The organism is Neobacillus sp. PVCKKU3, from assembly GCF_058323225.1.
The window spans coordinates 104,299-128,110 of record NZ_JBLVQN010000002.1 but is presented as its reverse complement, the minus strand read 5'-3'; the positions used below and the strand labels follow the sequence as shown (position 1 = coordinate 128,110).

The 23,812-nt window shown below is 40.8% G+C and carries 20 protein-coding genes and 1 pseudogene; 5 read left to right on the top strand and 16 right to left on the bottom strand.

Annotation, left to right across the window (positions count from 1 at the left end; all coding sequences use genetic code 11):
• Positions 1 to 18: 18 nt before the first annotated feature.
• Together deoD and ACNQGS_RS02235 are read right to left on the bottom strand one after the other, a co-directional pair.
• Complete coding sequence (deoD, locus tag ACNQGS_RS02240) at positions 19 to 723, bottom strand: purine-nucleoside phosphorylase (protein ID WP_491486048.1); 705 nt, start codon at positions 721 to 723, stop codon at positions 19 to 21.
• 140 nt (positions 724 to 863) lie between these two features.
• Positions 864 to 1,433: a YitT family protein gene (locus ACNQGS_RS02235; protein ID WP_491485928.1), complete on the bottom strand. Its 570-nt coding sequence runs from the start codon at positions 1,431 to 1,433 to the stop codon at positions 864 to 866.
• Positions 1,434 to 1,593: 160 nt separating this feature from the next.
• On the opposite strand from ACNQGS_RS02235, the gene ACNQGS_RS02230 reads away from it, so the two are divergent.
• Positions 1,594 to 2,718 (top strand): CAP domain-containing protein, encoded by a 1,125-nt coding sequence (locus ACNQGS_RS02230; protein WP_491485927.1) that lies wholly within the window; start codon positions 1,594 to 1,596, stop codon positions 2,716 to 2,718.
• A gap of 558 nt (positions 2,719 to 3,276) precedes the next feature.
• Here the strand turns inward: ACNQGS_RS02230 and ACNQGS_RS02225 are convergent.
• Positions 3,277 to 3,978, bottom strand: coding sequence for a 3-oxoacid CoA-transferase subunit B (locus ACNQGS_RS02225; RefSeq protein ID WP_491485926.1), 702 nt, complete (start codon positions 3,976 to 3,978; stop codon positions 3,277 to 3,279).
• Between the two features lies 1 nt (position 3,979).
• Positions 3,980 to 4,666, bottom strand: a complete 687-nt coding sequence (locus ACNQGS_RS02220) for a CoA transferase subunit A (RefSeq protein ID WP_491485925.1) — start codon at positions 4,664 to 4,666, stop codon at positions 3,980 to 3,982.
• A 401-nt stretch (positions 4,667 to 5,067) separates the two neighbouring features.
• Here ACNQGS_RS02220 and ACNQGS_RS02215 point away from each other — a divergent pair, with 401 nt between their 5' ends.
• Complete coding sequence (locus ACNQGS_RS02215) at positions 5,068 to 5,844, top strand: acetoacetate decarboxylase (protein WP_491485924.1); 777 nt, start codon at positions 5,068 to 5,070, stop codon at positions 5,842 to 5,844.
• 91 nt (positions 5,845 to 5,935) lie between these two features.
• Here the strand turns inward: ACNQGS_RS02215 and ACNQGS_RS02210 are convergent, their stop codons facing one another.
• The 6 genes from ACNQGS_RS02210 to ACNQGS_RS02185 form a co-directional block, all read right to left on the bottom strand.
• Complete coding sequence (locus ACNQGS_RS02210) at positions 5,936 to 6,466, bottom strand: DUF2179 domain-containing protein (protein WP_491485923.1); 531 nt, start codon at positions 6,464 to 6,466, stop codon at positions 5,936 to 5,938.
• Between the two features lie 66 nt (positions 6,467 to 6,532).
• Positions 6,533 to 8,272, bottom strand: a complete 1,740-nt coding sequence (locus ACNQGS_RS02205) for a CocE/NonD family hydrolase (protein ID WP_491485922.1) — start codon at positions 8,270 to 8,272, stop codon at positions 6,533 to 6,535.
• A 103-nt stretch (positions 8,273 to 8,375) separates the two neighbouring features.
• On the bottom strand, positions 8,376 to 9,260 hold the full coding sequence (locus ACNQGS_RS02200; RefSeq protein WP_491485921.1) for a glycine betaine ABC transporter substrate-binding protein: 885 nt from the start codon (positions 9,258 to 9,260) through the stop codon (positions 8,376 to 8,378).
• A gap of 12 nt (positions 9,261 to 9,272) precedes the next feature.
• On the bottom strand, positions 9,273 to 10,109 hold the full coding sequence (locus ACNQGS_RS02195; protein WP_491485920.1) for an ABC transporter permease: 837 nt from the start codon (positions 10,107 to 10,109) through the stop codon (positions 9,273 to 9,275).
• Positions 10,106 to 11,305, bottom strand: coding sequence for a quaternary amine ABC transporter ATP-binding protein (locus tag ACNQGS_RS02190; protein ID WP_491485919.1), 1,200 nt, complete (start codon positions 11,303 to 11,305; stop codon positions 10,106 to 10,108). The genes ACNQGS_RS02195 and ACNQGS_RS02190 overlap by 4 nt, the downstream gene beginning before the upstream one ends.
• A gap of 58 nt (positions 11,306 to 11,363) precedes the next feature.
• The gene (locus ACNQGS_RS02185) at positions 11,364 to 12,137 is read right to left on the bottom strand and encodes an IclR family transcriptional regulator (protein WP_491485918.1); all 774 of its coding nucleotides are present in this window, start codon (positions 12,135 to 12,137) and stop codon (positions 11,364 to 11,366) included.
• Positions 12,138 to 12,406: 269 nt separating this feature from the next.
• Here ACNQGS_RS02185 and ACNQGS_RS02180 point away from each other — a divergent pair, with 269 nt between their 5' ends.
• Positions 12,407 to 12,601, top strand: a complete 195-nt coding sequence (locus ACNQGS_RS02180; protein ID WP_026576247.1) for an alpha/beta-type small acid-soluble spore protein — start codon at positions 12,407 to 12,409, stop codon at positions 12,599 to 12,601.
• A 69-nt stretch (positions 12,602 to 12,670) separates the two neighbouring features.
• On the opposite strand, the gene ACNQGS_RS02175 is transcribed toward ACNQGS_RS02180, so the two are convergent.
• From ACNQGS_RS02175 to ACNQGS_RS02150, 6 genes and pseudogenes are all read right to left on the bottom strand, one after another.
• Entirely contained in the window at positions 12,671 to 14,848 is a 2,178-nt protein-coding gene (locus ACNQGS_RS02175) for a malate synthase G (RefSeq protein ID WP_491485917.1), read from the bottom strand.
• 220 nt (positions 14,849 to 15,068) lie between these two features.
• On the bottom strand, positions 15,069 to 15,974 hold the full coding sequence (locus ACNQGS_RS02170) for a fumarylacetoacetate hydrolase family protein (protein ID WP_491485916.1): 906 nt from the start codon (positions 15,972 to 15,974) through the stop codon (positions 15,069 to 15,071).
• 252 nt (positions 15,975 to 16,226) lie between these two features.
• Entirely contained in the window at positions 16,227 to 16,967 is a 741-nt protein-coding gene (locus tag ACNQGS_RS02165; protein ID WP_491485915.1) for a maleate cis-trans isomerase family protein, read from the bottom strand.
• Positions 16,968 to 16,987: 20 nt separating this feature from the next.
• Positions 16,988 to 18,322 carry an MFS transporter gene (locus ACNQGS_RS02160; RefSeq protein ID WP_491485914.1) on the bottom strand — a complete coding sequence of 445 codons (1,335 nt, stop codon included), beginning with the start codon at positions 18,320 to 18,322 and terminating at the stop codon, positions 16,988 to 16,990.
• A gap of 144 nt (positions 18,323 to 18,466) precedes the next feature.
• Positions 18,467 to 19,872, bottom strand: a pseudogene (gene hydA / locus ACNQGS_RS02155) (dihydropyrimidinase).
• Positions 19,873 to 20,050: 178 nt separating this feature from the next.
• Positions 20,051 to 20,731 (bottom strand): GntR family transcriptional regulator, encoded by a 681-nt coding sequence (locus ACNQGS_RS02150; RefSeq protein ID WP_491485913.1) that lies wholly within the window; start codon positions 20,729 to 20,731, stop codon positions 20,051 to 20,053.
• A gap of 318 nt (positions 20,732 to 21,049) precedes the next feature.
• Here ACNQGS_RS02150 and ACNQGS_RS02145 point away from each other — a divergent pair, with 318 nt between their 5' ends.
• Positions 21,050 to 22,438 (top strand): TldD/PmbA family protein, encoded by a 1,389-nt coding sequence (locus ACNQGS_RS02145; RefSeq protein ID WP_491485912.1) that lies wholly within the window; start codon positions 21,050 to 21,052, stop codon positions 22,436 to 22,438.
• Positions 22,439 to 22,441: 3 nt separating this feature from the next.
• Positions 22,442 to 23,785, top strand: coding sequence for a TldD/PmbA family protein (locus ACNQGS_RS02140; protein WP_491485911.1), 1,344 nt, complete (start codon positions 22,442 to 22,444; stop codon positions 23,783 to 23,785).
• Positions 23,786 to 23,812: the final 27 nt, after the last annotated feature.

Sequence of the window (23,812 nt, the reverse complement as noted above, 5' to 3'; positions counted from 1 at the left end):
TTTCATGGTTTCGTCGATTTATGCCAACTCCAGCGCAACCTCCATCATGTTTGTAAAAGCGGTTTGTCTTTCCTCTGGAGTTGTTTGTTCACGGCGAAGGATATGGTCGCTTACGGTTAGGATCGTCAGGGCATTTACCCCTGCATAGGCAGCGTTCAGATAAAGTCCGGCCGTCTCCATCTCCACTGAGAGAATCCCCATCTTCTGCCACTTTTCCAGTGCGGTTTGGTCAGCATTGTAGAAGATATCACTGGTCAGGATATTTCCAACATGGACTGGGAGTCCTTTTTGATCGGCCGCTTTCTTTGCTTTGTCCAATAATTCAAAGGATGCAATATTGGCGAATTCACCGGGTAAATTGTATTGGTGGACATAACGAGAGTCGGTTGAGGCCCCCATCGCCAGTACAAGATCATACAAATTCATATGATCCTGAATGGCCCCGCAGGTTCCGATCCTTATTAAATTTTTTACCCCAAAAATATGTATTAGCTCCCAAGAATAGAGACTCATGCTGGGCATCCCCATTCCTGTCCCCATGACGGAAATTTTCTTCCCTTTATACGTTCCGGTATACCCGAACATGTTCCGGACCGAGTTGAATTGTTCCGTGTTTTCCAAATACGTTTCCGCAATAAATTTTGCCCGTAATGGGTCACCCGGCAAAAGGATCGTTTCCGCAATTTCCACTCCATTTGGTTTGATATGAGGTGTTTCTTTCATCTCGTTCATGACATTTTCTCCTTTTAGTAAAGGTAATTTTTATTAAGTTCTCGCTTTTAGCCTTTTTTGATACAGCATTATTAAAATATACCATTAATAGAAATGATTCTCTATTTTTACATTAATCAATAAACATAAAGTTAATACCCTTCAATTAAGGATGTGATAATCCCTACAGTTACAATGGCAAGACAGGAATAGAGAAAGTGATGTACATCCAGAACCGTGAATCCCGCCAAAACAATCAGCCCATCTATGAAAATAATGGTTAGTGCTAGATTGATTGAAAAGCTCCTCGATATTAGTTTGGCGAGTAAATCCGTACCCCCTGTGCTGGTTTTATGACGGAGCATAAGTCCCACACCGATTCCAATGATGATTCCTCCGACCAGCGCACCGGTCAAACTTGAAACGGAAAATTCGTCTCGAAGCGGCGCAAGTAAATCAATAAATAAAGATGAAACAAGCAGCCCTTGAATGCTGCTTAAAAAAAATGCCTTTTCTTTCACCAAAGCCAATATACATATGGGGAGACTTAATAAAATCATTGAAATCCCCGTTTGAAATTTAAAAAAGTAAAACATAATTAGGGCGATTCCTAAGATACCGCCATCGATTAAATGGTTAGGAATAAAAAAACCATTTACCCCAATACCTAGCAGCAGACTTCCAACTAATGTAGCAAAAAGTTTCTCGAAAATAGTAATCACCTAGTCCAACCTTTTTAATTTTATGATATGAAGGCATCAAAAAATTAAGAATAAGCTAATTTGCAACATTTTCTGTTAAAATAGTAACTAAACCCATAGAGACACTTATAGATAACAGCGCGATTGGCGAGAATGAAATTAGTTATGGAGGTGGAAAAATTTGACTCGAATATTAGCTATTATTTCATTATTATTTTTATTTAATTATTCAGCCCCGCTAATTGAACAAAAATTAGACCATACCGATAAGGTGCAAGCAATTGATAAGATCCAATCAGAAGTCAATATTCCGGAAATCATGTCTGCGATTGGGCAAATATTTGCCCAAGTTGAACAGCTGCTGAAACAGTTAAACCTAAACTTGGAAGAACTTCCAAAGACACCAAAAAAAGAAGAACCGATTGAAAAAATTGAGCTGCAATCACCTAACAAGCAACTCCTTTCTATATCAAATATTGAATTAGGCCAAACGAAGGAACAAATTGAAATGAATGTAGGAGCAGCCAAACGGTCTTCCCTTAATGAATATGGGAGTGCTTGGTACGCCTACCACAATAATTACCATAATTTTTTTATGGTGATGTACGATGAAAACAATAAAGCTTCAGGAGTATATACGGACCAAGATTTAATCTCTTCTGTAAATGGGATTAAGCGAGGAAGCTCAAAGGACCAGGTTCATACAATCCTGGGTAATCCTCTAAAGCAAATTCAAAAAGGACGGTATGTCTATCAGTTTGAGGAAGACAGGGATTATGATGTGTATTTGCAGGATAATGCGTTTGTGACCATTTTTTATGATAAACACGAGGGCAATACCGTAACTGCGATGCAGATGATCAGAAAAGACATTGAGGATAAGAAAACTGATTTTTACACGAAAGCAAGTCCGGAATTAAAAGAGGGCTTTGAGTACCAAATGTTTGATTTAACAAATGCTGCCCGAGTGAATCATCAGCTTCCTGTCCTGACTTGGGATGAGCACGTGAGAGAAACGGCGCGAAAGCACAGCTCGGATATGGCTGTGAACAACTATTTTGACCACACGAATCTTAAAGGACAATCCCCTTTTGATCGAATGAAAGAAGACGATATTATTTTTCGTTTGGCCGGAGAAAATCTTGCCTACGGACAGTTTAGTAGTATTTTCGCTCATGAAGGGTTAATGAACTCGCTCGGCCACCGGGAAAATATTTTGCGTGAAGGATATCGATATCTTGGTGTAGGCGTCGCATTTAATAACGAGTCGCACCCTTACTATACAGAAAACTTTTATGCAAAATAACAGGTTTACCCATCCCAGTCATTACATTTTGGACACCAGTAGGCACCATAATAAAAGGAATCCAAAAGGGTTTCAGGCTATCGAAAAAAATTCGATAGCCTTTTGTTTACTTGATTGGGAGAACGTCCGTATAACCTGGGTTCGGACACTTTCTCCTTTTTTTTAATGATTTTGTCCGAAGGTTGTACAGGTTCGGACACTTCCTCCTCTTTTTCAAGTGCCTTTGTCCGAAGATTATACGGGTTCGGACACTTCCTCCTCTTTTTCAAGTGGTTTTGTCCGAAGATAGCACTGGTTCGGACACTTTCCCCTCTTTTTCAAGCGATTTTGTCCGAAAGTAGCAATAGGTCGAATACTTCATCCCCTTTTACAACTTGTACCTCCTCGAGGAAAAGAAGGTGACTGGCGCGGAAATATCAACAGGCCAGTTAGCAGGGACAATCATTAATGAATTAAACAAAAAGTAAAATTGCCGAGAAAAATCCCCTTTCTCGGCAATCTGGGGAACCTTTAAGGGTTCCTATTTTATTGATATGGTATCGTTTTAGATACCAAATTCTATTTTAATATAAGTTGCTCTTCTGTTATAGAATCTCTCTTAACCCATTTGAAATCATCTGCAATTTCGTAGGAAGCAGGTGTCATTTCCTTCAACTGTTCGAAAGTAAGTTCATCTACCATTTCTACCAGATAAAGCTTCCCATCACGGAATTTAAAAACAGCATACTCCGTAACGATAGTGTCGACGCGATTTTTCGCTGTTAAAGGATAGGTACATTCCGGAAGGATTTTCGGTTCTCCTTTAGGTGATAGATGCGTCATCGCGGCAATAACTCTTTTTGCTCCAACTACGAGGTCCATTGCCCCCCCTACACCAAGAACATCCTTTCCTGGTACTGCCCAGCTAGCGAGATCACCGGTTTCAGAGACTTGAAGTGCACCGATGACAGTAGCATCAAGATGGCCGCCACGCATAATACAGAATGAAAGAGAACTATCAAAGTAAGAAGCGTGAGGCAATGCTGTAATTGGCTGAACACCTGAGGCATTAACTAAATCCATGTTTTCCGGATCTACAACAAAGTCAGGCCCAGGTTCTGGTCCGGCACCCAGAATACCGTTTTCGGAATGCAAGGTAACAACTCCCTTTGGCAAATAATCTGCTACCAGGGTTGGAATTCCAATTCCAAGATTCACACAACCTAAAGATAACTCCTGCGCACAACGCCACGCTATATAATGCTTAACAGAATAGCTCATCTTACACTTCCTCCCTTTTGACAACGATATCAACAAAAATAAATGGTGTTACAATCTTATCAGGATCTAATTCACCAATTTCCACAATTTCGTCTACTTCCACAATCGTTAATTTTGCTGCCGTCGCCATGGCTGGGTTAAAATTTTGTGCTGTCTTTTTATAGACAAGATTACCCGCCTTATCAGCCTTATGGGCACGGATAATAGCCACATCAGCAGTCAGCGATTGTTCAAGCACATGCTCGCGTCCGTTATATGTACGTGTTTCCTTCCCACGGGCTAGATCTGTTCCCGCAGCTGTTGGGGTGAAAAATGCAGGAATCCCTGCGCCGCCTAAACGAATCGCTTCTGTAAATGTTCCTTGCGGCAATAACTTGATTTCAACACTTCCTTCACGATTCGCTTTCACAAGTTCCTTATTTGTTGAAAAGAAACTCCCTACTACTTTTTTGATGCGATTTTGCTCAAACAAATCATTCAGAATGGAAACACTGCCAAGACTATTAGTAATTAAGGTAAGATCACGCAGCTCCTCCCGTCTAACTAAAGCCCTCGAAAGATGACGCGGCATACCAGGGAAACCAAATCCCCCTACCATAATACTGGCGCCTTCGGGGATCTTCCCAATTGCCTCGTCTGCTGTTAAGAATTGCACCTTCGTTTGAATCTGTTCAATCGTATCGTTCATTCTGCATTCTCCTTATGAATTTACTGTTTTTCACTTTCATACTAACCGGTTGGTATGTTATCATGTTAAATAATAAGACAAGAAGTAATTTTCTGTCAATTGACATTTGAATAATATTTTTATCTTTAAAGAATAATAAATTTTTTCTCGTTATTCCAAGATAATTTAACTTTGAAGAGTGTCAATATAATAATACAACTATCATAAAACATTGTCATAACAATATTTTCGTGCTTTTTCGACAAAAATCTAAAAATTTTGAGTAATCTGCTAATTGCGTTGACAAAGCGAATATAGCATGTACAATAATAACTGTATTGTTATTCAATTTTCAGTTCTGAAAGGGTTTTTATTATTTAAATATTTTACATAACTATTAAACTATTGAAAGGATGTTTGAAATGAAGTTAGAAGAAGTTGCAAAACAAATCTCCACACCGTTGGATGCCCCAGCTTTCCCACGCGGGCCATATCGATTTAATAATCGCGAATACTTAAACATTGTCTATCGTACTGATATCGAGGCTTTGAGAAAGGTAGTACCTGAACCGCTTGAAATCGATGAGCCGCTTGTGAAGTTTGAGGTGATCCGGATGCCGGATGTGACCGGTCTGGGATCTTACACGGAGTGTGGTCAAGTCATTCAAGTTAATTACAATGGTGAAAAAGGCGACTATGTACACTGCATGTATGTGGATAATCATCCAGCCATAGCTGCAGGCCGTGAAGTTGGAGCGTATCCAAAAAAACTAGGCAAACCAAGTTTATACATTGATTCTGATACACTTGTAGGTACTTTGGACTATGGAACCTTACGAGTAGCAACCGCAACGATGGGTTATAAGCATCAGCAAATCGATTTAGAAGCGGCCCGTGAAGAAATTTGTAAGCCGTACTATATGCTAAAGGTTATTCGGGGACAGAATGGAAAGCCTCGTATTTGTGAGTTGGTGCGAGGAGAGATTAAGGACATTACAATCAAAGGTGCATGGACTTCCCCTGCCCGCCTCCAGTTGTTTGCCCATGCTCTTGCACCGCTGGCAGACTTTCCTGTGCTAGAAATCGTTTCGGCTTCCCATATCCTGACTGACCTATCTCTCCCACGTACAGAGTTAGTTCATGATTATTTGGCCGAAGCTAGTGTACCTTCAACTAAGGAATTAGTAAGCCAAAAATAAGTTGGTAAAAAGGATCAGACCCCATCGCTTTATACTAAAGCACCGGGGTCTGACCCTTTTAAATAAAAAAGACCAGCTGCAATTTTAGCAGCTAGCCGGTTTTCTTTTTTGGATTTTTTCTCCGGTCCAGTAAATATCCTCCCTTAAAAAACCTAGGTTCATAGGATACAATAAAAGCATGTGGTTCAAATTTTTCAATCATGGAGATCAATTCCTTTTCACGATTTCGTTTCGTGAAAATTTCCATTTTATAACGGTCTCCATCACGTCCTTCCCCAACAAACAAGGTAACTCCAAACCCATTGTTTCTAAGCGTTTCCATTAGTTCTATGTTTTTTGTTTGGGTGTTGACCGTAAAAATAATATAACCTACCGCTAATTTCTGTTCTATTTTGGTCCCGTAAATGATCCCTATGCCAAATCCAACTGCATAAACAACCATCGCTAATATACTCTGACTTCCATTAAAGACTAAAGCTAATCCAAATACATAAACAAGCATTTCCGCCATACCTAGGATGGCAGCAAGGGCGGTGAGATTTCTAACTAAAAATATGATTCGAAGTGTAAGTAACGGTACATAAATAAGCTGCAATAATAAGATTAAAAAGATTTCTAACACACGGAGCACCTCAGATAAATTGACTAATGTGAAGAAAAAGCAGCCTGCGCTGTCAAATGACAGTTATTACATATATTTTTCTATCTCAATAACCGGCAGCAACAGATAGGATGGATATTCCTCCTGATGGAAAATTGTTTGCCGAGCACATTTACTTTCAAGACTATCAATCATCGTTTTTCCTGTATTTAAATTCGCATCATAGCGCGGGAAATTGCTAGAGGATACCTCCAGCCTAATACAATGACCTGGCAGGAACACATTACTAGTAGCCCACATATCAATTTCGATTTCGACGGTATTACCCGGTGTTTGATTTGACAAACGAACAATTCCATCAGTAAGATTATAAGCTGTTCCATCTGGCAGGACATCAATCAGCTTTGCTGTGAAGTCTGTAGAAACTGCATCTGTTTGGACCCAAAGCTTTGCCTTGACTGGACCTGTCACTTCCAAAGGCTGTTCTAGAGGCTGTGATGTATAAACAAGGACATCCTCCCTTTCTTCAATGCTGCGTTGGTCCTGAGGGCCGTACGTATGAGCACCAGCAAATAATGTTCCCCCGCCTTTCGTTGGAACCGGATTTTCAGGGTCATAAATGAACTGATCATTCGGTTCGTTCCCTTGCTTTTCCCAAGATAACACACCATCACCAAACCTCGTATTGGCCTTCCCTTCGCTATGTAAATAGAAAGGCTTATAATTAGTCCGGGCTAATGGCCATTCATATTCATCACGCCACTCATTAATGCCCATGACAAAGATTTTTATTGGAGCTTCATTCACAATCCCTGTGTCTATTCCTTTTAACCAAAAATCAAACCAGCGCAGATGTAATCCCGTCAAATCTTCCTTGTAATCAATCCAGTCACCTGCGGCATGAAGGCCAAAAGACCGTTCACCAAGAGTCGATGTATACACTCCATGTCCCCAGGCACCAATTATTAATTTCTGATTTTCTCTAGCTTCAGATGTTGCTGCTTTTTCCGACATTCCTTGATAGTTTTGAATCGTCGACGGAAGGAGATTATCATACCAACCGGCAATATGATACGCAGGTACCGTAAATTGATGATATTTATGAGATATACTCATTCTTTCGCCAAGTTCTTCTCTTACCGTTTCATCGAAGGAATCATAGAATGCTGCGGCTACTCCAAGCTCTTTCAGCGGCGGCCAGTCCTTAACCGGTCTGAATCGGTACCACTCGTTAATATTGTTGTAGAAGTGCGCTAATTGCTTCATCTTTTCCGCAATAAGTTTAGGGTCTTTGTATTTCCGTTTGATTTCATCCGGCGCCAGCGATTCAAGCCCCCATGTTTCTGAGGAAGCAAGCAGAAATGCGCCGCTTTCCGTAAAGGTAGTGTCACGGCGATTGCTTAAGGTCATTACGGGTGCGATTGCTTGTAAATGCGGCGGCTGTTCGGATGCCGCCAATAATTGCGTGAATCCATAATAGGATAATCCGAACATTCCTACCTTTCCATTTGAAAAAGGTAATTTCGCAGCCCATTCAACCGTATCATAGCCATCTTCCGCTTCATGGATCATCGGGTAGAAGTTTCCTTCTGAATTATACCGTCCCCTTACATCTTGGTTAATGACGACATAACCGTTTTGGACCAAGCGGTTCGTATCCAAATAACGATGAGAGTAAAACGGCAAATCTTTGTTGTAAGGGTGCCTGGTTACTAGTACAGGGAATTTCCCATCTATATTCGGCCGATAAATATCAGCATATAGAACAGTTCCGTCTCTTAACGTACAAGGAACATTTTTCTCCACCAAAATTTGATTCGTTTCCAAATTCCTCTCTCCTTGCCTAAGTTTATTTATTGCAAAGTACTTTTGATGGTAAAAATAACTCTGTGCTGACTCATAATAAGTCAGCACAGAAAGAATTCATGTCTTATTTTCCGGTCATTGCTTTTACTTTATCTTGGTTGTTCTTAATCCACTCTTGGGCAACCTTCTCAGCGTCTTCCTTGTTTTCAATTTTGGCAATCATAGCTTCTACATCATCGATGGAAATGCTCCAATTACTTAAGAATTTATAGGCATCTGGAGCCGTTTCTTTCAGCTTTTTATTTGTGATGACGTGAATGGAAGAAGAGTGCAAAAATTCTTTGTCATCTTTTAAAACCTTTAAATCAAATTTGTTGAACATCGTGTGCGGGCGCCAGCCGAAAAAGATAACTGGTTCTTTCTTGGCCATTTTACGCATTGCTTCTGCCAGCATAGCAGCTTCTGATGAATTAACCTGTTTCATATCTAAACCGTATCCTTGAATCATTTCGTCAATGGTTTTTTGCGCACTTGTCCCTACTTCGATGGAATACATTTCATTTTTAAATTCACTTTCTTTTCCCTTTAAATCAGCAATCGAATTAATATCAGTCATATATTTCGGGACAACCCAGCCTGTTGCAGCGTCTTTATAGCTGACAGCTGTGTCTTCAATGGAGTCTTTGTATTTATCCAGATAAGGAGTATGTGCAGGAATCCAGGAATCCATAAACACATCAATATCTCCTCGTGATAAACCTGTATAGACGCTCCCAGCATCGGCATTCATTTCTTTAACGGTATATCCCATATCTTTCAAAATAAGACTGGCAACTTTAGTAGGCGGTACCGTACTGCTCCACGGAGTTAGTCCGAAAGTAATGGTTACTGATTTTTTATCCTCTTTTGCATCCTGTTTCTTTTCTTGACCTGATGTACTTGAGGATGAACAGCCTACAACAGACAAGAGCAACATGGCAATGATAAAACCTAGCAATCCCTTTTTCATCTTTTTTCCTCCTTAAAATTTGGTTTTTTGACCTAAGCTTTGCGTAATCCGGTCGAGAATAATCGCTAATACAACGATGGCTAATCCGGCGGTTAACCCAAGACCAACGTTAACAGTTGCGATTCCCCGCAATACGGAGGAACCCAGCCCTGGTGCACCAATCATAGAAGAAACGACCGCCATTGATAGTGACAACATGATGGTCTGGTTGACACCTGCCATGATCGCAGGCATTGCCAGTGGAAGCTGAACTTTAAACAATAACTGTGTTGTAGTCGACCCAAAAGCTTTCGATGCTTCCACCACTTCAGCTGGTACTTGTTTAATCCCTAAGCTAGTCATTCTTACTGCTGGCGGGGCGGCAAACACAAAGGTAGCAATAACTGCCGGGACACCGCCAAGCCCGAATAAAAGAATTGATGGAATTAAATAAACGAAAATAGGCAGAGTTTGCATGAAATCTAGTATAGGACGAATAACTTTATCAACACTCCTGCTGGTTGCACTAAGAATTCCCAGTGGAACACCGATAAACACAGAAACAATTGTAGAAACAATCATAATCCCAACTGTTTGCATCGCCGCTTCCCACATTCCGACAGAACCCATATAAAGACAGCCCACCAGAGTGAACAGCGCCAGTCCTTTTCCGGAAATTCTCCACGCCAAAATAATGAGAATAATCGCGATGATTTCGGGCGGGACAGCGATTAAAAGCTTCGTAATCATATCTATAAAGGATTGGAATACATTGCTGATTCCATCAAAAAAACCACTCATATTAGGAAGAAACCAGTCATTTATAAATTTGTTGGTCCATTCCTCTAAAGGTAATTTGAAATAGTTCACGCTGAAACCACCACCCTATCGTTGCTTTTCCCAAGGACCAATCCTGAAAGAATAGAAACCCGTGATACAATCCCCATTAACTTCCCATTTTCTACGACGGTAATTGGATATTTTGCATTAGCGGCAAGGCCAATTAAGTCATTTAACGGAGTATCAGGTTCTGATAGAGCGCTTTTAATTAAAACTCTTTCCAATGGAAGATTTTCATTAAACGCTTTAATGGCATGATCAATTGTTAATAAACCAAGATAATTCTTTTCCCTATCAACAACATAAATAATCGGTGATCCGGCTTCCTCCATTCTTCTAACCGCTTCCTGAGATCCTTCATGATAAAACATAACGGCCTCCGGTATTTTCATCACATGGGATGCTACTAAAACTTTAGAACGGTCGATATCTTGGACGAAGTTAGCAACATAACTGTCAGCAGGATTGGACAAAATTTCTTCAGGTGTTCCGATTTGAACGATTACTCCGTCCTTCATGATGGCGATCCTGTCACCGAGCTTCAGGGCTTCATCTAAGTCATGAGTGATAAATAAAACTGTTTTTCCAATTTTGCTTTGCAGCCTTAACAGTTCATCTTGCATTTCTTTACGGATAATCGGGTCTAGCGCACTAAAGGCTTCATCCATTAATAAAATGTCAGTATCGCTTGTTAATGCCCGGGCTAAACCAACACGCTGCTGCATGCCGCCACTCAACTGGTTTGGCATGCTTTTTTCATAGCCCTTCAATCCTACGTCCTCAATAATTTTCATCGCTCTAGCTTCTCGTTCCGGCTTTTTTACCCCTTGGATTTCTAGCCCATAGGCCACATTATTCAAAACAGAACGGTGTGGAAGCAGGCCAAATTTTTGAAAAACCATCCCTAGCTTTTTTCGTCTCATTTCAATTAAGGCTGTCTTATCCATCTTGGTGATGTCCTGTCCATCGATAAAAACCTCACCGGCAGTAGGTTCAATTAACCTATTAATCAATCTTATTAAAGTAGATTTACCGCTGCCTGAAAGCCCCATAATGACAAAAATTTCACCTGGTTTTACCGACAAGGAAACCTGATTTACCCCGACGGTCATTCCTGTTTTATTTAAAATTTCATCCTTTTGTTCCCCGTTTTTAAGCATTTCTATTGCCTTTTGTGGCTTTTCTCCGAACACCTTGGTCAAATTTATGATTTCGATTTTGTTCATAAGCTTTCACCTCTTTTTGTAAATTTAGCTCCAGAAAAAATTTTTTGAAGTATTTGCATTAGAAAAAAGAAGACAATTCCTTAATTATTTTTTTGATTTCATGTGCAAGCTGATCAAAGTCTTCTACTTTTTTAAAATTACTGATAATAAAAACGGTTATTACAAATTCAAGCTTTCCCAGTTTATTTTCGATGGGAAAGGACAGTCCTGTGATGCCTTCAAAATGTTCATTAATACTAACTGCATACCCTTGACTTCGGATGGTGGACAGTTCGCTGATGTATTTTTCTCTTTCGTATGTTGTATTGTCGGTATATTTTATTAAACCGATTCGGTCAAGAATCTCATTTCTTTCATTTTCAGGCATGTAAGATAGAAATAGCTTTCCTGATGCACCGGCGTTAAGAGGAAAACGTTGTCCCACGTTGATAGAGAGGCTAAATGGAGATTTTGGGTTGGTTTTCTCTATGTATATCCATTCATCGCCAATCCTTTGGATTAAACCGCAGGTTGACTCTGTCAGTTGGCTAATTTTCTCCATATAATCCTTCGCAATAGCCATGTAATCAATTAACTCAGTGGCACGGTTCCCTAAGACGATTAAATAGGGACCCAAGGAAAATTTTTTCGTTTCTTCGTTATAGAGGAGTATTTTCAAGCTGACCAAAGTTTGAAGTATTCTATAGCTAGTAGATCGATTTAGACCAGTGCCATTGCTTATTTCCGTTAAAGTCGACTTTTTGTTTTTTGGTTTTCCCAAAAATGTTAAAATATCAAAAGCATAAACAACGGCCGGAGCAGAGTACTTATGCTCAACATCATCTGTTCTCATAAGTTCACCTCACATTCAACTGATTTATTCTTTGATTGCAAAAAGTGTTTAAATGTAAAAACAAGTTCAAATAAAAAAACTGATTTTATATAAGAACTTTCATTTCATATATAGAATACTTATTTTTCAGAATATTGTCAATAATCGAATATTGACTTGTTTTGTCGTTTGATTGGAATATTTTACGACGAATTGAATACTTCGCTTTTGGTAAAATTATTTACGAGCATACTTTTCTTGCTCAAAAACTTCGTCGGGAGTGATGTATCATGGCTAGAAACAAACTATTGGTTCCTGGTGCAGGCAATGTTCTGGATCAAATGAAGGAAGAAATCGCCAACGAGTTTGGAGTGCAGCTTGGTGCTGATACGACCGCACGAGCGAATGGTTCAGTCGGCGGCGAAATGACAAAGCGTCTCGTTGCTTACGCTGAACAATCCCTGCGAAATCAACAAGGCCAATAACCTGTGATTTCAACGAAAAAAGCTGCCCCGCTGGGCAGCTTTTTTCAAACAAGTAATATCACCCGCTGATTAATTTTTAACGGATAATTTTGCTTTTAATTCTAGACGGCGGCGGTGAAGGATTGGTTCGGTATAGCCGTTTGGCTGGTCGTATCCTTCGAAGACGAGGTCACAAGCAGCCTGGAAAGCAACTGAGTCCTCATAGTTAGGCGCCATCGGACGGTAGTTGGCATCACCAGCATTTTGGGCATCAACCACTTTTGCCATCCGCTTAAGTGTCTCTACTACTTGCTCTTTCTTACAGATTCCATGATGAAGCCAGTTGGCAATATGCTGACTGGAGATCCTTAGTGTCGCACGGTCTTCCATTAAACCTATATCATTAATATCAGGTACCTTGGAACAGCCAACTCCTTGGTCAATCCAGCGGACAACATAACCGAGGATTCCTTGAGCGTTGTTGTCAAGCTCTTGCTGGATTTCCTCAGCGGTCCAATTACGGCTCGGCGAGACAGGAATTTCTAAAATATCGTCTCGTAGATCCTTAATCTCATTTTTTAATTGTTCCTGAACGCTTGTAACGTCTACTTGGTGGTAATGCAGCACATGCAGGGTGGCAGCTGTTGGCGACGGAACCCATGCCGTATTGGCGCCTGCTTTCGGATGGCCGATTTTTTGCTTCAACATTTCTGCCATTAAATCTGGCATTGCCCACATTCCTTTACCGATTTGCGCGCGGCCTTGCAGTCCTGTAGCTAGGCCATTATAGACATTTGACTTTTCATAGCTTTGCAGCCATAGCGATGACTTCATATCATTTTTGCGAATCATCGGACCGATTTCCATCGAAGTATGCATCTCGTCACCTGTTCTGTCCAGGAAGCCTGTATTAATGAAGACGATTCTTTCTTTTACTGCATAAATACTATTCTTTAAGTTTAAAGATGTGCGGCGCTCTTCGTCCATTACACCAATTTTTAAGGTATTCTTTTTAAGGCCGAGAATTTCTTCTACACGGTCAAAAAGTTCATTTGCGAATGCTACCTCTGCGGATCCATGCATCTTCGGCTTTACAATATAAATGGAACCTTTGTTGGAATTTTGATAAGTTCCGTTCCCTAGCAATGTATGCTTGGCAAGCAAACTTGTCACTACTGCATCCATGATGCCTTCAGGCACTTCATTGCCGTCCTTATCCAAGATTGCATTGTTGGTCATTAAGTGGCCCACGTTCCTTACAAACATTAGGGAACGACCCTTAAGTGAGATGATTTTTCCATCTGGCGAAGTATATTCTCTGTCGGGGTTTAATTTGCGAGTGAGTGTCTTATCACCCTTTTGGAAACTTGCTGTTAAATCACCTTTCATCAACCCAAGCCAGTTTCGGTAAACGCCAACCTTGTCTTCTGCATCAACCGCCGCTACCGAATCCTCACAATCCATTATGGTGGTTAAAGCTGATTCTAACAGGATATCTTTGACTCCTGCTTTATCAGTTTTACCGACCGGATGGCTGCGGTCCACTTGAATTTCAAAATAAAGGCCATTATTTTTCAAAAGGATTGCGTATGGCGCAACAGAGTTTCCCTGATAGCCCGCAAATTTAGCTTCATCTTGAAGGCCAACAGTAGTTCCATTGGTTAAAGCTACAGCTAATTTCCCTGATTCAACTGCATATAGAACAGCATCTTTGTGGCTTCCGCCATTCAAAGGAACGCACTTGTCAAGGAATTCTCTTGCGAATGTAATAACCTTTTCACCACGAACAGGATTATAACTTCCTTCACGTGTTGCTCCGCCGTCTTCGCTAATTGCATCTGTTCCGTATAGCGCATCATACAGGCTTCCCCAACGTGCATTTGCTGCATTAAGAGCGTATCTGGCATTATCCACCGGCACCACTAGCTGAGGGCCTGCTTTAAGTGCCACTTCTTCATCAACGTTTTCTGTTGTAACCTGAAAATCTTCCACTTCAGGCTCTATGTAGCCAATTTCTTTTAAAAATTGTTTGTAGCTTTCGGCATCAAAGTCTTTGTTTTCCTTATGCCATTTATTAATTTTGTCTTGGATTACATCCCGCTTGGCAAGTAATTCACGATTTTTTGGTGCCAGTTCTTCGATAATTTTTTCGAAATTGGACCAAAATGCAGCAGCTTCAAGATTGGTTCCCGGAAGTGCCTCATCATTGATAAATCGATAAAGGATATCAGCAACCTGTAGATTGCCCACCTTAACATAGTTGGACATGCTATAATTCCTCCTTAAAACTAGTAGTTATTTAAAATCCTAAACTATAAATGTTTGGATTAACAACCATAAATTTGAAATTAACCATTTACAGAAACCTTTATTAATACAGTCTATAATTATAAAATCTGTTATATTACACAATAAAAGATTAGCATTTTCAGAGAGTATATTCAATATTTATTTATAAATTTTCCAACAATTCAATTTCTTCATATTATTATTCTACTATGGAACTGCTATATCCTTCAGATTTAAACTTATTCTTCAAAGTGCCCAATTTGTCTATCTCAATTGAGATTTCATCGCTATCCTTTAGCCATACCTGCTGTTCTTCTGGTTTACCGAGAATGACTCCCGCTGGTGTACCTGTTAAAATGACGTCACCCGGATGAAGAGTAAAATGGTCAGAAATATAGCTTATAAGTTCCTCGCATGGAAAAATCATATTGGAAGTGGTGGAATCCTGACAAACCTCTCCATTAAGCTTCGTGACAATCCTTAAATTATTGGGATTTTCCACTTCTTCCTTACTGACAAGATACGGACCAAGCGGGCAAAATCCGTCACAGGATTTGCCTAACAGCCACTGTCCGGTTACCTTTTGAAGGTCGCGGGCCGTTAAATCATTGGTAATACAATATCCATAGATAACGGAAAGGGCTTCATCCTTCTTCACATTTTTGGCCTTTTCACCAATAATAATCGCTATTTCACCTTCATAATCCACTTGCTTTGTATTTTTTGGCAACAAGATGTCTTGCCCGTGGGACCGGATGGCTGTATTAAATTTGCTAAAGATAATTGGGACAGGCGGTAATGGAAGCCCGCACTCTGCTGCATGATCCTTGTAATTAAGACCAACGCCAATGATTTTTTGCGGTTCAGTAACACAAGGGCCAAAGGTCAATGACTCCTCTTCTAAGAATAGCGAATCCTCCATGTTAGACAAATCTAATAACTCTCGAAGCTTTTTTGGCCCAAAAGCAATTAATTCAGCCGTTGTTTTCGGCGCAGATTGAATATGGGGGAGTTTATTAACTGCTGCCTCTACGTCCAAGATTCCTCTTTCTGTTTTAATACCCAGGCACAGCTGTTCTTCTTTATAAAAATTTAATGAGATCATTGCTTTCCCTCCGTTTTTGTGAAAAATGAATTTATTTTCCAAAAAATTTTCAAGCGTTCCTTATTGTTGTATAATTTATATTGGTACTGTCATTGAAAGTGGTATACATCGGGGTTGGGGCGCCAAACTTCTGTCCCGTAAAATGTATGGAGTCGTCAGTGAAGACGAAAAAACACCATGCAGCACCCAATTTCTTCTTTAAAAATAAAGAGCATTCCAACCCCGCCAGGTTGAAATGCTCATGAAAAAGTATTAGTTGTTTACTGTTACCCTTGAAAACAGTTTTCCCCAACCCTTTACTTTGGCAGGATCGACATTGACCATTTTTAAACACTCCCAGATTAGCACGTTGATCGTGTCATACATTGGGATTTCATACTTTTCCTCATAGTATTCTACTTTTCCAACCGCTGGGAAGTTTGTACATACCACGCTTAGAGCATCTGCAGGCGTTACACACACTTCCTTAATCTGCTCCTCAATTCTTTCCTGTGAAACTTGACTGAAAGAACGGTTGAAAGTTTGGGCAAGTCCAGAAATATTAACCGTCTCTACATTACAATGCTTTTTATATTGTTCAACAATTAATTTATTGATTTCTGGGATATATGGCGTAACCATGTGGATCGTTTTAATATTATGTTCTTTAAATGCTCTTACCTGTGACAACATGGAAGTTGTGGCCGGGATACCTGTTCTTTTTGTAATTTCTTCACAAAGCTTATAATCCATATCAAAGCCAAGCCATCCGCCAGATGTCCCGTTCCAGGCAATCACATCTACTTCCGCATGGGCCAATAGTTCTGCTGCTTGCAGCATCGGTTCAAAATTAAATTGACTGAGAGCATCCTGTTCCAGTGAGATTTTTGTTACCTCAAAACGGCCATAATGGCAGGTCACTTCCGGTACATTGTATAACATCCTTGAGCAGATAGGCTCTAAAACTGTATTGGACGATGGTGTAAGCATCCCAATTTTCTTTGGTTCTGACATAATTACTTTTTCCTCCTTCATTAATTGACTGTGCCAATTTTCTTATTGTAGTTAATTAAGCTAGATACGGTTGCCAAGAGAATTCCGGCAAAGACGAATACCATAAGGGCTAAGAAATAGGAACCTGTTGTCGATACAATAATACCGATATAAATAGGTGTGATGACACCAGCAATATTTCCGGCAAAGTTCATACATCCGCCGACAGTTCCGACATGCTCGCGCTGTGAAATGGCTGCAGGAACACTCCAATATAAACCGCCCCAGCGCAGGAAGAATAGTGCAAAGGAAAGGGTCGTAATCGCCATGGTTACCGAAGTTGACTTAGATAATAGGAAAATCGAAATCGCAGTCATAATACCGGCAATGGAAAGCATGGTTCGCATAACGGTATTGTCATTGCCACCCTTTTCGCGCCACTTATCCGTAATCAAACCGCCGATAATTTCACCAATAAACCCGGCACCAAAAATGATTAAAATCGATCCGCCAATCGCTTTAATATCCAGGTTTTGTGTTTGTGCCAGATAAGATGGTCCCCAAGTCATCAGCCCGTAGAAAACGGTATTAAACGAAAACCAGCCTAGGCACATGCACCAGAAATTTCTTGCGGCTAAGTAGTCCTTTGGACCGATCTTTAGACCAGTGGCATTACGCTTATGCTCCTCATATTCTTCTTCAAGTGCTTTTCTGATATATTCGCGCTCTGCTTCATTGACTTTTGGGTTGGCATTAGGTCCGCCTTTGATAACCCTCCAGACAAGATAGGCAACAACAATAGTCAAAATACCGGCACCGATCAATGCACCGCGCCAGCCGCCAAACCAGGCCATAAAGGCAACAATAATCGGTCCGCCTACAGCTGTTCCCAGTGGTGCACCACTATCAATGATGGTAGCGCCGCGGCCACGTTCGCTTTTGCTCAGCCAAATCGCCTGCAATTTTGATGATCCTGGCATTACAGGTGCTTCCGTTATGCCCAATAACACACGGAGTGTCATCAGCATTTTCGGTCCATTGATGAACCCTGTTAATGTTTGGACAATACCCCAGCCAAGTGCTGCCCCGAACACGACTTTATCCGGACGGATTTTATCGGACAGCCAGCCAGAGGGAATTTGCATGAGGGCATATCCCCAGAAAAATGAACTTAAGATGACTCCGACGAGTGCTGGGTCTAGCGCTAGATCCTTTTGAATAGCCGGCATCGCAATCGATAAAACTGCGCGGTCCACATAGTTGATTGTGACAAGGGCTAAAAGCATAATAAAAACGCGCCAACGGACATTCGTTGGTTTTGCTGCGAGTGCCGCATTTGGATTTTTTGAAACTTTAAGACCAGTTCCACCTTGCATAAAAATCCCCCTTTAATAGATTTCATTGATTTTTCCCAAAAAACGAAACCAATGTACGATGTGTTTTGCGACTATCGAATTACTTGCGAGCCCTCACCTCCTTTCATATTCGATAACACATCGTAGGGGGTTAATTAATAAGTTTTATATTGCTGATACTGTAGACTGAACTTTTGAAAACTTATTTCTGAACAGAAACTTTCCACGGCCTTGTTCCCCAATGACATATCCGTCGCGGACAATTTCCTCGCCACGTGACAGCACCCGAGTAATGGTACCCTTGATTTCCATACCTTCGTAAAGATTGTAATCAACATTTTGATATTGTCTTTTATGAGTAATGACCCTTGAAGCATTTGGATTGAATAGAACAAGATCTGCATCGAAACCAATTCCGATACTTCCTTTCTTTGGGTAGAGGCCAAATGTTTTGGCCGGCCCAGTGGAGATGACCTCGACAAATTTTTGGAGTGATATTCTTCCCTCATTAACTCCGAAATGATAAACGATGGAGAAAATATCCTCGAGGCCAGGTACACCGTTAGGAATCTTTGCAAAATTATCTCTTCCCAAAGTCTTCTGTCCTTCAAAAAGGAATGGACAATGGTCTGACCCTACCGTTGAAATTAGACCGGCGGCAATACCGTTCCAAAGATGCTCCTGATTCCATTTTTCACGAAGCGGCGGGGAACAGACATATTTTCCACTTTCAAAATCCTGAAGTTCTAAATAGCTTTCATCAAGGACAAGATAATGAGGGCATGTTTCCGCAGTTACTTGCACCCCGCGTTTTTTTGCCTCTGCTACTTTTTGCAGTGCATCAGCACAGCTAACATGAACGATGTAAATAGGAGCCTTGGCTGCTTCTGCGATGGCAAGCGCTCTTCCGGTTGCCTCTGATTCAGTAATCGGCGGTCTTGTGTAGGCATGATAGATAGGCTCGGTATTTCCTATCGCGAGAGACTCCACAATTAATTCATCAATAATATCGCCGTTTTCCGCATGGACATTTGTGATAATCCCTGCTTCCCCCTTTTTTTCAAAATTTTATACATTTCACGGTCATTCACCATCAGCTCACCCTTGTAGGCCATAAATAGTTTAATAGAAGTAACACCTTCTTTATCTGCGAGGATTGGGAGTTCCTCCAAAACCTGATCGTTGTATTCGCTAATAATGGAATGAAAACCGTAGTCGATTAGCGACGACTCCCCCTTTTTCTTCCATTCTTGTAAATTATCAAGGAGTGACTGGCCTTTTTTAGGATTAGTAAAATTAATAATGCTGGTAATCCCGCCTGCCGCTGCCGCTCTGGTTCCGCTTACAAAATCGTCAGCCGTTCCAGTGCTTTGGAATGGCCAAGCAAGATGAGTATGTACATCTATTCCTTCGGGAAACACATATTGCCCGCTTGCATCAATGACATTGGCATCTTGGGCTGCTGCATAATGGCTTGAAATTCCGGTAATCACCCCGTTCTCAATAAGGATATCTGCCTTATAAATGTCAGTAGCTGTTACAATCGTTCCATTTTGAATAATGGTTTTCAACTTTTCTTCAATCCTTTCATGTGGATTTTTTTCAAAAAAATATTAAATGCCGACTGTCGACAGTTTATATCACCAGATTCAGCTTAAAATCTTCTGTTGCCTAGAGCAATAATATTCTGTAGTCTGTCGACAGTTTAAAATATGAGGCATTTTTTCTTGTGATGACCTTCCTATTTTTCTATTCTTTCGTGTAACTTGAGAAAATTTCCTTCAGATGCTCCAAGTCGGTTTCGAGATGTTTGTTCATCATAAATGCTGCCTTGTCTTCATCTCTTCTTTTCATTTGCGCTAAAATATCCTGATGTTCGTTATACACAATCCATTCCCTATTCTCACCTTGGAAGTTAAGGGTTCTAAAATAGTGACTTAATGAATGTAGATCTCTCAGCTGTTTCTTTAATCTTCTATTTTGGCTGTATTGAATGATTAATTCGTGAAAACGGCCATTTTCTGCAATCAAAGCCTGTCTGTTCCGCTCCCCTTCTACATCCAAATATTGCTTCGAATCAATAACTGTTTTTTCGATATTCTGCAGTTCCTGAGTTGTAGCAAGCCTTGTTGTCAATCTAGCTGCCAAGGACTCTAAAACCATCCGGCATTCGTAAATATCAACGATATCCTTTAAAGTTGGTTTATAGACAGTGATTCTTGACTTTTCATCAATGGCTAATAACCCTTCTTTTTCTAAAGCGCGGACCGCTTCCCTGACAGGACTTCTGCTGATATTTAAATCTCTGGCGATTCTCGCTTCAAATATACTATCACCAGGTTTTAAGTCCCCTTGAACAATCATTTCTCTTAGCGTGTTATAAACTTGATCGTAATATCTGACAGGTTTTTCAATTGAAAATGAATCCATTTTACTCACCACCTTCTGTAGTCTGTCGACACTTAAAAATTCATAAAACTATCAAATTTTATTACACATTGTTTATTCGTTAATCAAACTGTTATTATCCACAAAAATATAGTATCACTTTTAATTGGTAAATCCAATAACTATTATTAAAATTTTCCCAAAATTCCATCAGTTTTAAATAGATTTTTGTCGACAAAAAAATTGAAATAATTGTCGATAAAAAAACATCTTAAATGCGAAACGAAGACATACCCTCTTCCGACTATTACATTGTAGTTTGATAATAACGTAGAAAAATAAAATACATAGGAGGTCATCATGCTAAATCAATCATTAATTGAGGACGTACTGACAGCAGCTTTATCCACTGGCGGCGATTTTTCTGAGATTTTCGTAGAGGATCGGTTTACCAATAATATCACCCTTAGAAGCAGTAAAATTGAAACCGCTCTCTCCGGACGTGATTTTGGGGTTGGAATCCGTGTATTTAAGGGATTGCAAAGTGTTTATGCGTATACCACCGATTTCAGTAAGGACGGTCTGGTGAAGGCTGCGAAAAATGCGGCACAAGCCATTAAAGGAAACGGTGTCATCTCCCCTGCCCCATTTGTTCGAGAGTCGTATAGCACACTTCATCCAATCCAATTGCTGCCGCAAGAAGTAGTTAAATCTAGAAAAATTGCCGTCATGAAAAATGCTTCAGATATGGCTAAAAGCTATCACTCTAGTATTTCTCAGGTAACCGTGCGTGTAATGGATGAGGAGCAGAATGTGCTTATTGCCAATTCTGAAGGAAAATATATCGAAGACAAACGAGTCCGCTCAAGACTGGCGATACAAGCCGTTGCTGTAAGCGGCAATAAAATGGAAACTGGCTTTTACGGACCGGGTGCCCATAGCGGCTTTGAATTTATCGAAAACTTAAATCTTGATCTTTATGCCAATGAAGCAGCCAGGATTGCCGTAACCATGCTCGATGCCAACCCATGCCCGAGCGGCAAATTCCCGGTGATTATTGATAATGAGTTTGGCGGAGTCATTTTTCATGAGGCCTGCGGACATGGCTTGGAGGCTACCGCCGTCGCGAAAAACAATTCTGTATTCGCTAATCGCATCGGGGAAAGAGTTGCTCCGGAAATCGTTACGTACATTGATGATGGCACAATTCCAAATGAATGGGGATCCATTAACATCGACGATGAGGGTGAAAAGGCACGAAAAAATGTGTTAATCGAAAATGGGATTTTAACAGGCTATTTAATTGATAAATTTAATTCACGCCGGATGGGAATGGATTCTACCGGTTCCGGCAGAAGGCAGTCCTTCCGCTTTGCCCCTACCTCAAGGATGACCAATACGTATATCGCCCCAGGCAAATCAAGACCGGGAGAAATCATCGCGGCGACTGAGAATGGAATATATGCCAAGTACATGGGCGGCGGCCAGGTCAACCCAGCAACAGGCGATTACAACTTTGCCATCATGGAAGCGTACGAGGTAAAAAACGGAAAAATCGGAAAGCCATTAAAGGGTGCCACTTTAATTGGGAATGGCCCGAAAACCTTGCAGCTTGTCGATATGGTCGGGAACAATCTCGGGCATGGTGCGGGAATGTGCGGTTCCTTGAGCGGCAGTATCCCGGTAAACGTCGGCCAGCCAATGATTCGGGTAAGTGAAATCACCGTTGGCGGGACAAAGGGGGAATAAAAGATGAATATACAGGATTTTCAGGTGAAACTTTTTAAAGAAGCCGCCTCAACTGGTTTTACAGATGTTGAGGTTTACTATGAAATGAAAGAAGTTTTTGGCTGCCAAATTTTTAAGGGCGAAATCGACCAATACGAAATTGCCGAGGACGGCGGTGTTTCTTTCCGTGGTATCATTGACGGGAAAATGGGCTACGCCTATACGGAAAAATTAGATGATGCCTCTATCCCCTTCCTATTAAAAAATGCAAAAGAAAATGCTGAGTTCATGAATGACGAGGATGTGGAAGAAATATTTGCGGGCAGCAGCTTTTATGAGAACCGGAATTTTTATTCCGCAGCCTTAAATGAAGTAACCATTCCTGAAAAAATTCAATTTATCAAAGATGTGGAACGTGAATTACTGGCAATGGATCCGAGGATTGTGGCGACAGATTATTGTTTGATACGTACGACATCGGTAACCAAAAGCCTTTCCAATAATAAAGGACTGTCCTTGAGTGATCAGGTGAATTATTTGTATGTCATGGTGGAAGCGATTGTGAAAGATGGAGAGGAAACCAAGACATCCTTTGAATTTAAAGTAACAAAGGACTTTCAAAGTCTGGATGCCAAAGAGATTGCTACAAGAGCAGCTGAGGAAGCCTTATCACAGTTGGGTTCGAGAAATATTACGAGCAAGGATTACCCTGTCCTGTTACGTAATGATGCGGCCGCAAGCCTGCTAGCTACTTTTGCCGACAATTTTTCGGCGGAAAACACTCAAGCGGGATTATCTTCGCTTAAAGATAAACTGGGTAAGCAAATAGCGAGTTCGATGGTGACAATCATCGATGATCCATTCCTTGAAGATGGCCTTGGCAGCAGGAATTTTGACAGTGAGGGAGTAGCAACGGAGAAACTTACCTTGGTGGAATCAGGTGTGTTGCATTCCTTCCTCCATAATCTAAAAACAGCTAAAAAGGACCAAACAGCCACAACCGGTCATGCCCAGAAAGATTCCTATAAAGGTGCCGTCAAGGTTGGGCCTTCCAATCTTTATATTGTTCCTTCAGCATCATCTTTGGAAGAGTTGGTCTTTGCGATGGACGAAGGCGTGTTGATTACCGGTTTATCCGGCTTACATTCAGGTGCGAACCAAATATCCGGTGACTTCTCGGTTGCTGCCAATGGGTTTTATGTAAAGGACAGAAAGATCCAATTTCCAGTTAATCTTATGACGATCGCGGGGAATTTCTATCAGCTTTTGACTGATGTCGAAAAAGTAGGATCCGACCTAACCTTCCCACTCTCACCAGTTGGTTCGCCGTCACTACTTATTAAGTCCTTATCCGTTACAGTAGAATAAAGTGGTGTTTTTATAGGGGGGCTGTCT

Coding starts and splice junctions, on each gene's coding strand:
- deoD (WP_491486048.1), bottom strand. CDS start 723: ATGAAAGAAACACCTCATATCAAACCAAATGGAGTGGAAATTGCGGAA.
- ACNQGS_RS02225 (WP_491485926.1), bottom strand. CDS start 3,978: ATGAGCTATTCTGTTAAGCATTATATAGCGTGGCGTTGTGCGCAGGAG.
- ACNQGS_RS02220 (WP_491485925.1), bottom strand. CDS start 4,666: ATGAACGATACGATTGAACAGATTCAAACGAAGGTGCAATTCTTAACA.
- ACNQGS_RS02215 (WP_491485924.1), top strand. CDS start 5,068: ATGAAGTTAGAAGAAGTTGCAAAACAAATCTCCACACCGTTGGATGCC.
- ACNQGS_RS02200 (WP_491485921.1), bottom strand. CDS start 9,260: ATGAAAAAGGGATTGCTAGGTTTTATCATTGCCATGTTGCTCTTGTCT.
- ACNQGS_RS02190 (WP_491485919.1), bottom strand. CDS start 11,305: ATGAACAAAATCGAAATCATAAATTTGACCAAGGTGTTCGGAGAAAAG.
- ACNQGS_RS02185 (WP_491485918.1), bottom strand. CDS start 12,137: ATGAGAACAGATGATGTTGAGCATAAGTACTCTGCTCCGGCCGTTGTT.
- ACNQGS_RS02180 (WP_026576247.1), top strand. CDS start 12,407: ATGGCTAGAAACAAACTATTGGTTCCTGGTGCAGGCAATGTTCTGGAT.
- ACNQGS_RS02175 (WP_491485917.1), bottom strand. CDS start 14,848: ATGTCCAACTATGTTAAGGTGGGCAATCTACAGGTTGCTGATATCCTT.
- ACNQGS_RS02170 (WP_491485916.1), bottom strand. CDS start 15,974: ATGATCTCATTAAATTTTTATAAAGAAGAACAGCTGTGCCTGGGTATT.
- ACNQGS_RS02165 (WP_491485915.1), bottom strand. CDS start 16,967: ATGTCAGAACCAAAGAAAATTGGGATGCTTACACCATCGTCCAATACA.
- ACNQGS_RS02160 (WP_491485914.1), bottom strand. CDS start 18,322: ATGCAAGGTGGAACTGGTCTTAAAGTTTCAAAAAATCCAAATGCGGCA.
- ACNQGS_RS02150 (WP_491485913.1), bottom strand. CDS start 20,731: ATGGATTCATTTTCAATTGAAAAACCTGTCAGATATTACGATCAAGTT.
- ACNQGS_RS02145 (WP_491485912.1), top strand. CDS start 21,050: ATGCTAAATCAATCATTAATTGAGGACGTACTGACAGCAGCTTTATCC.
- ACNQGS_RS02140 (WP_491485911.1), top strand. CDS start 22,442: ATGAATATACAGGATTTTCAGGTGAAACTTTTTAAAGAAGCCGCCTCA.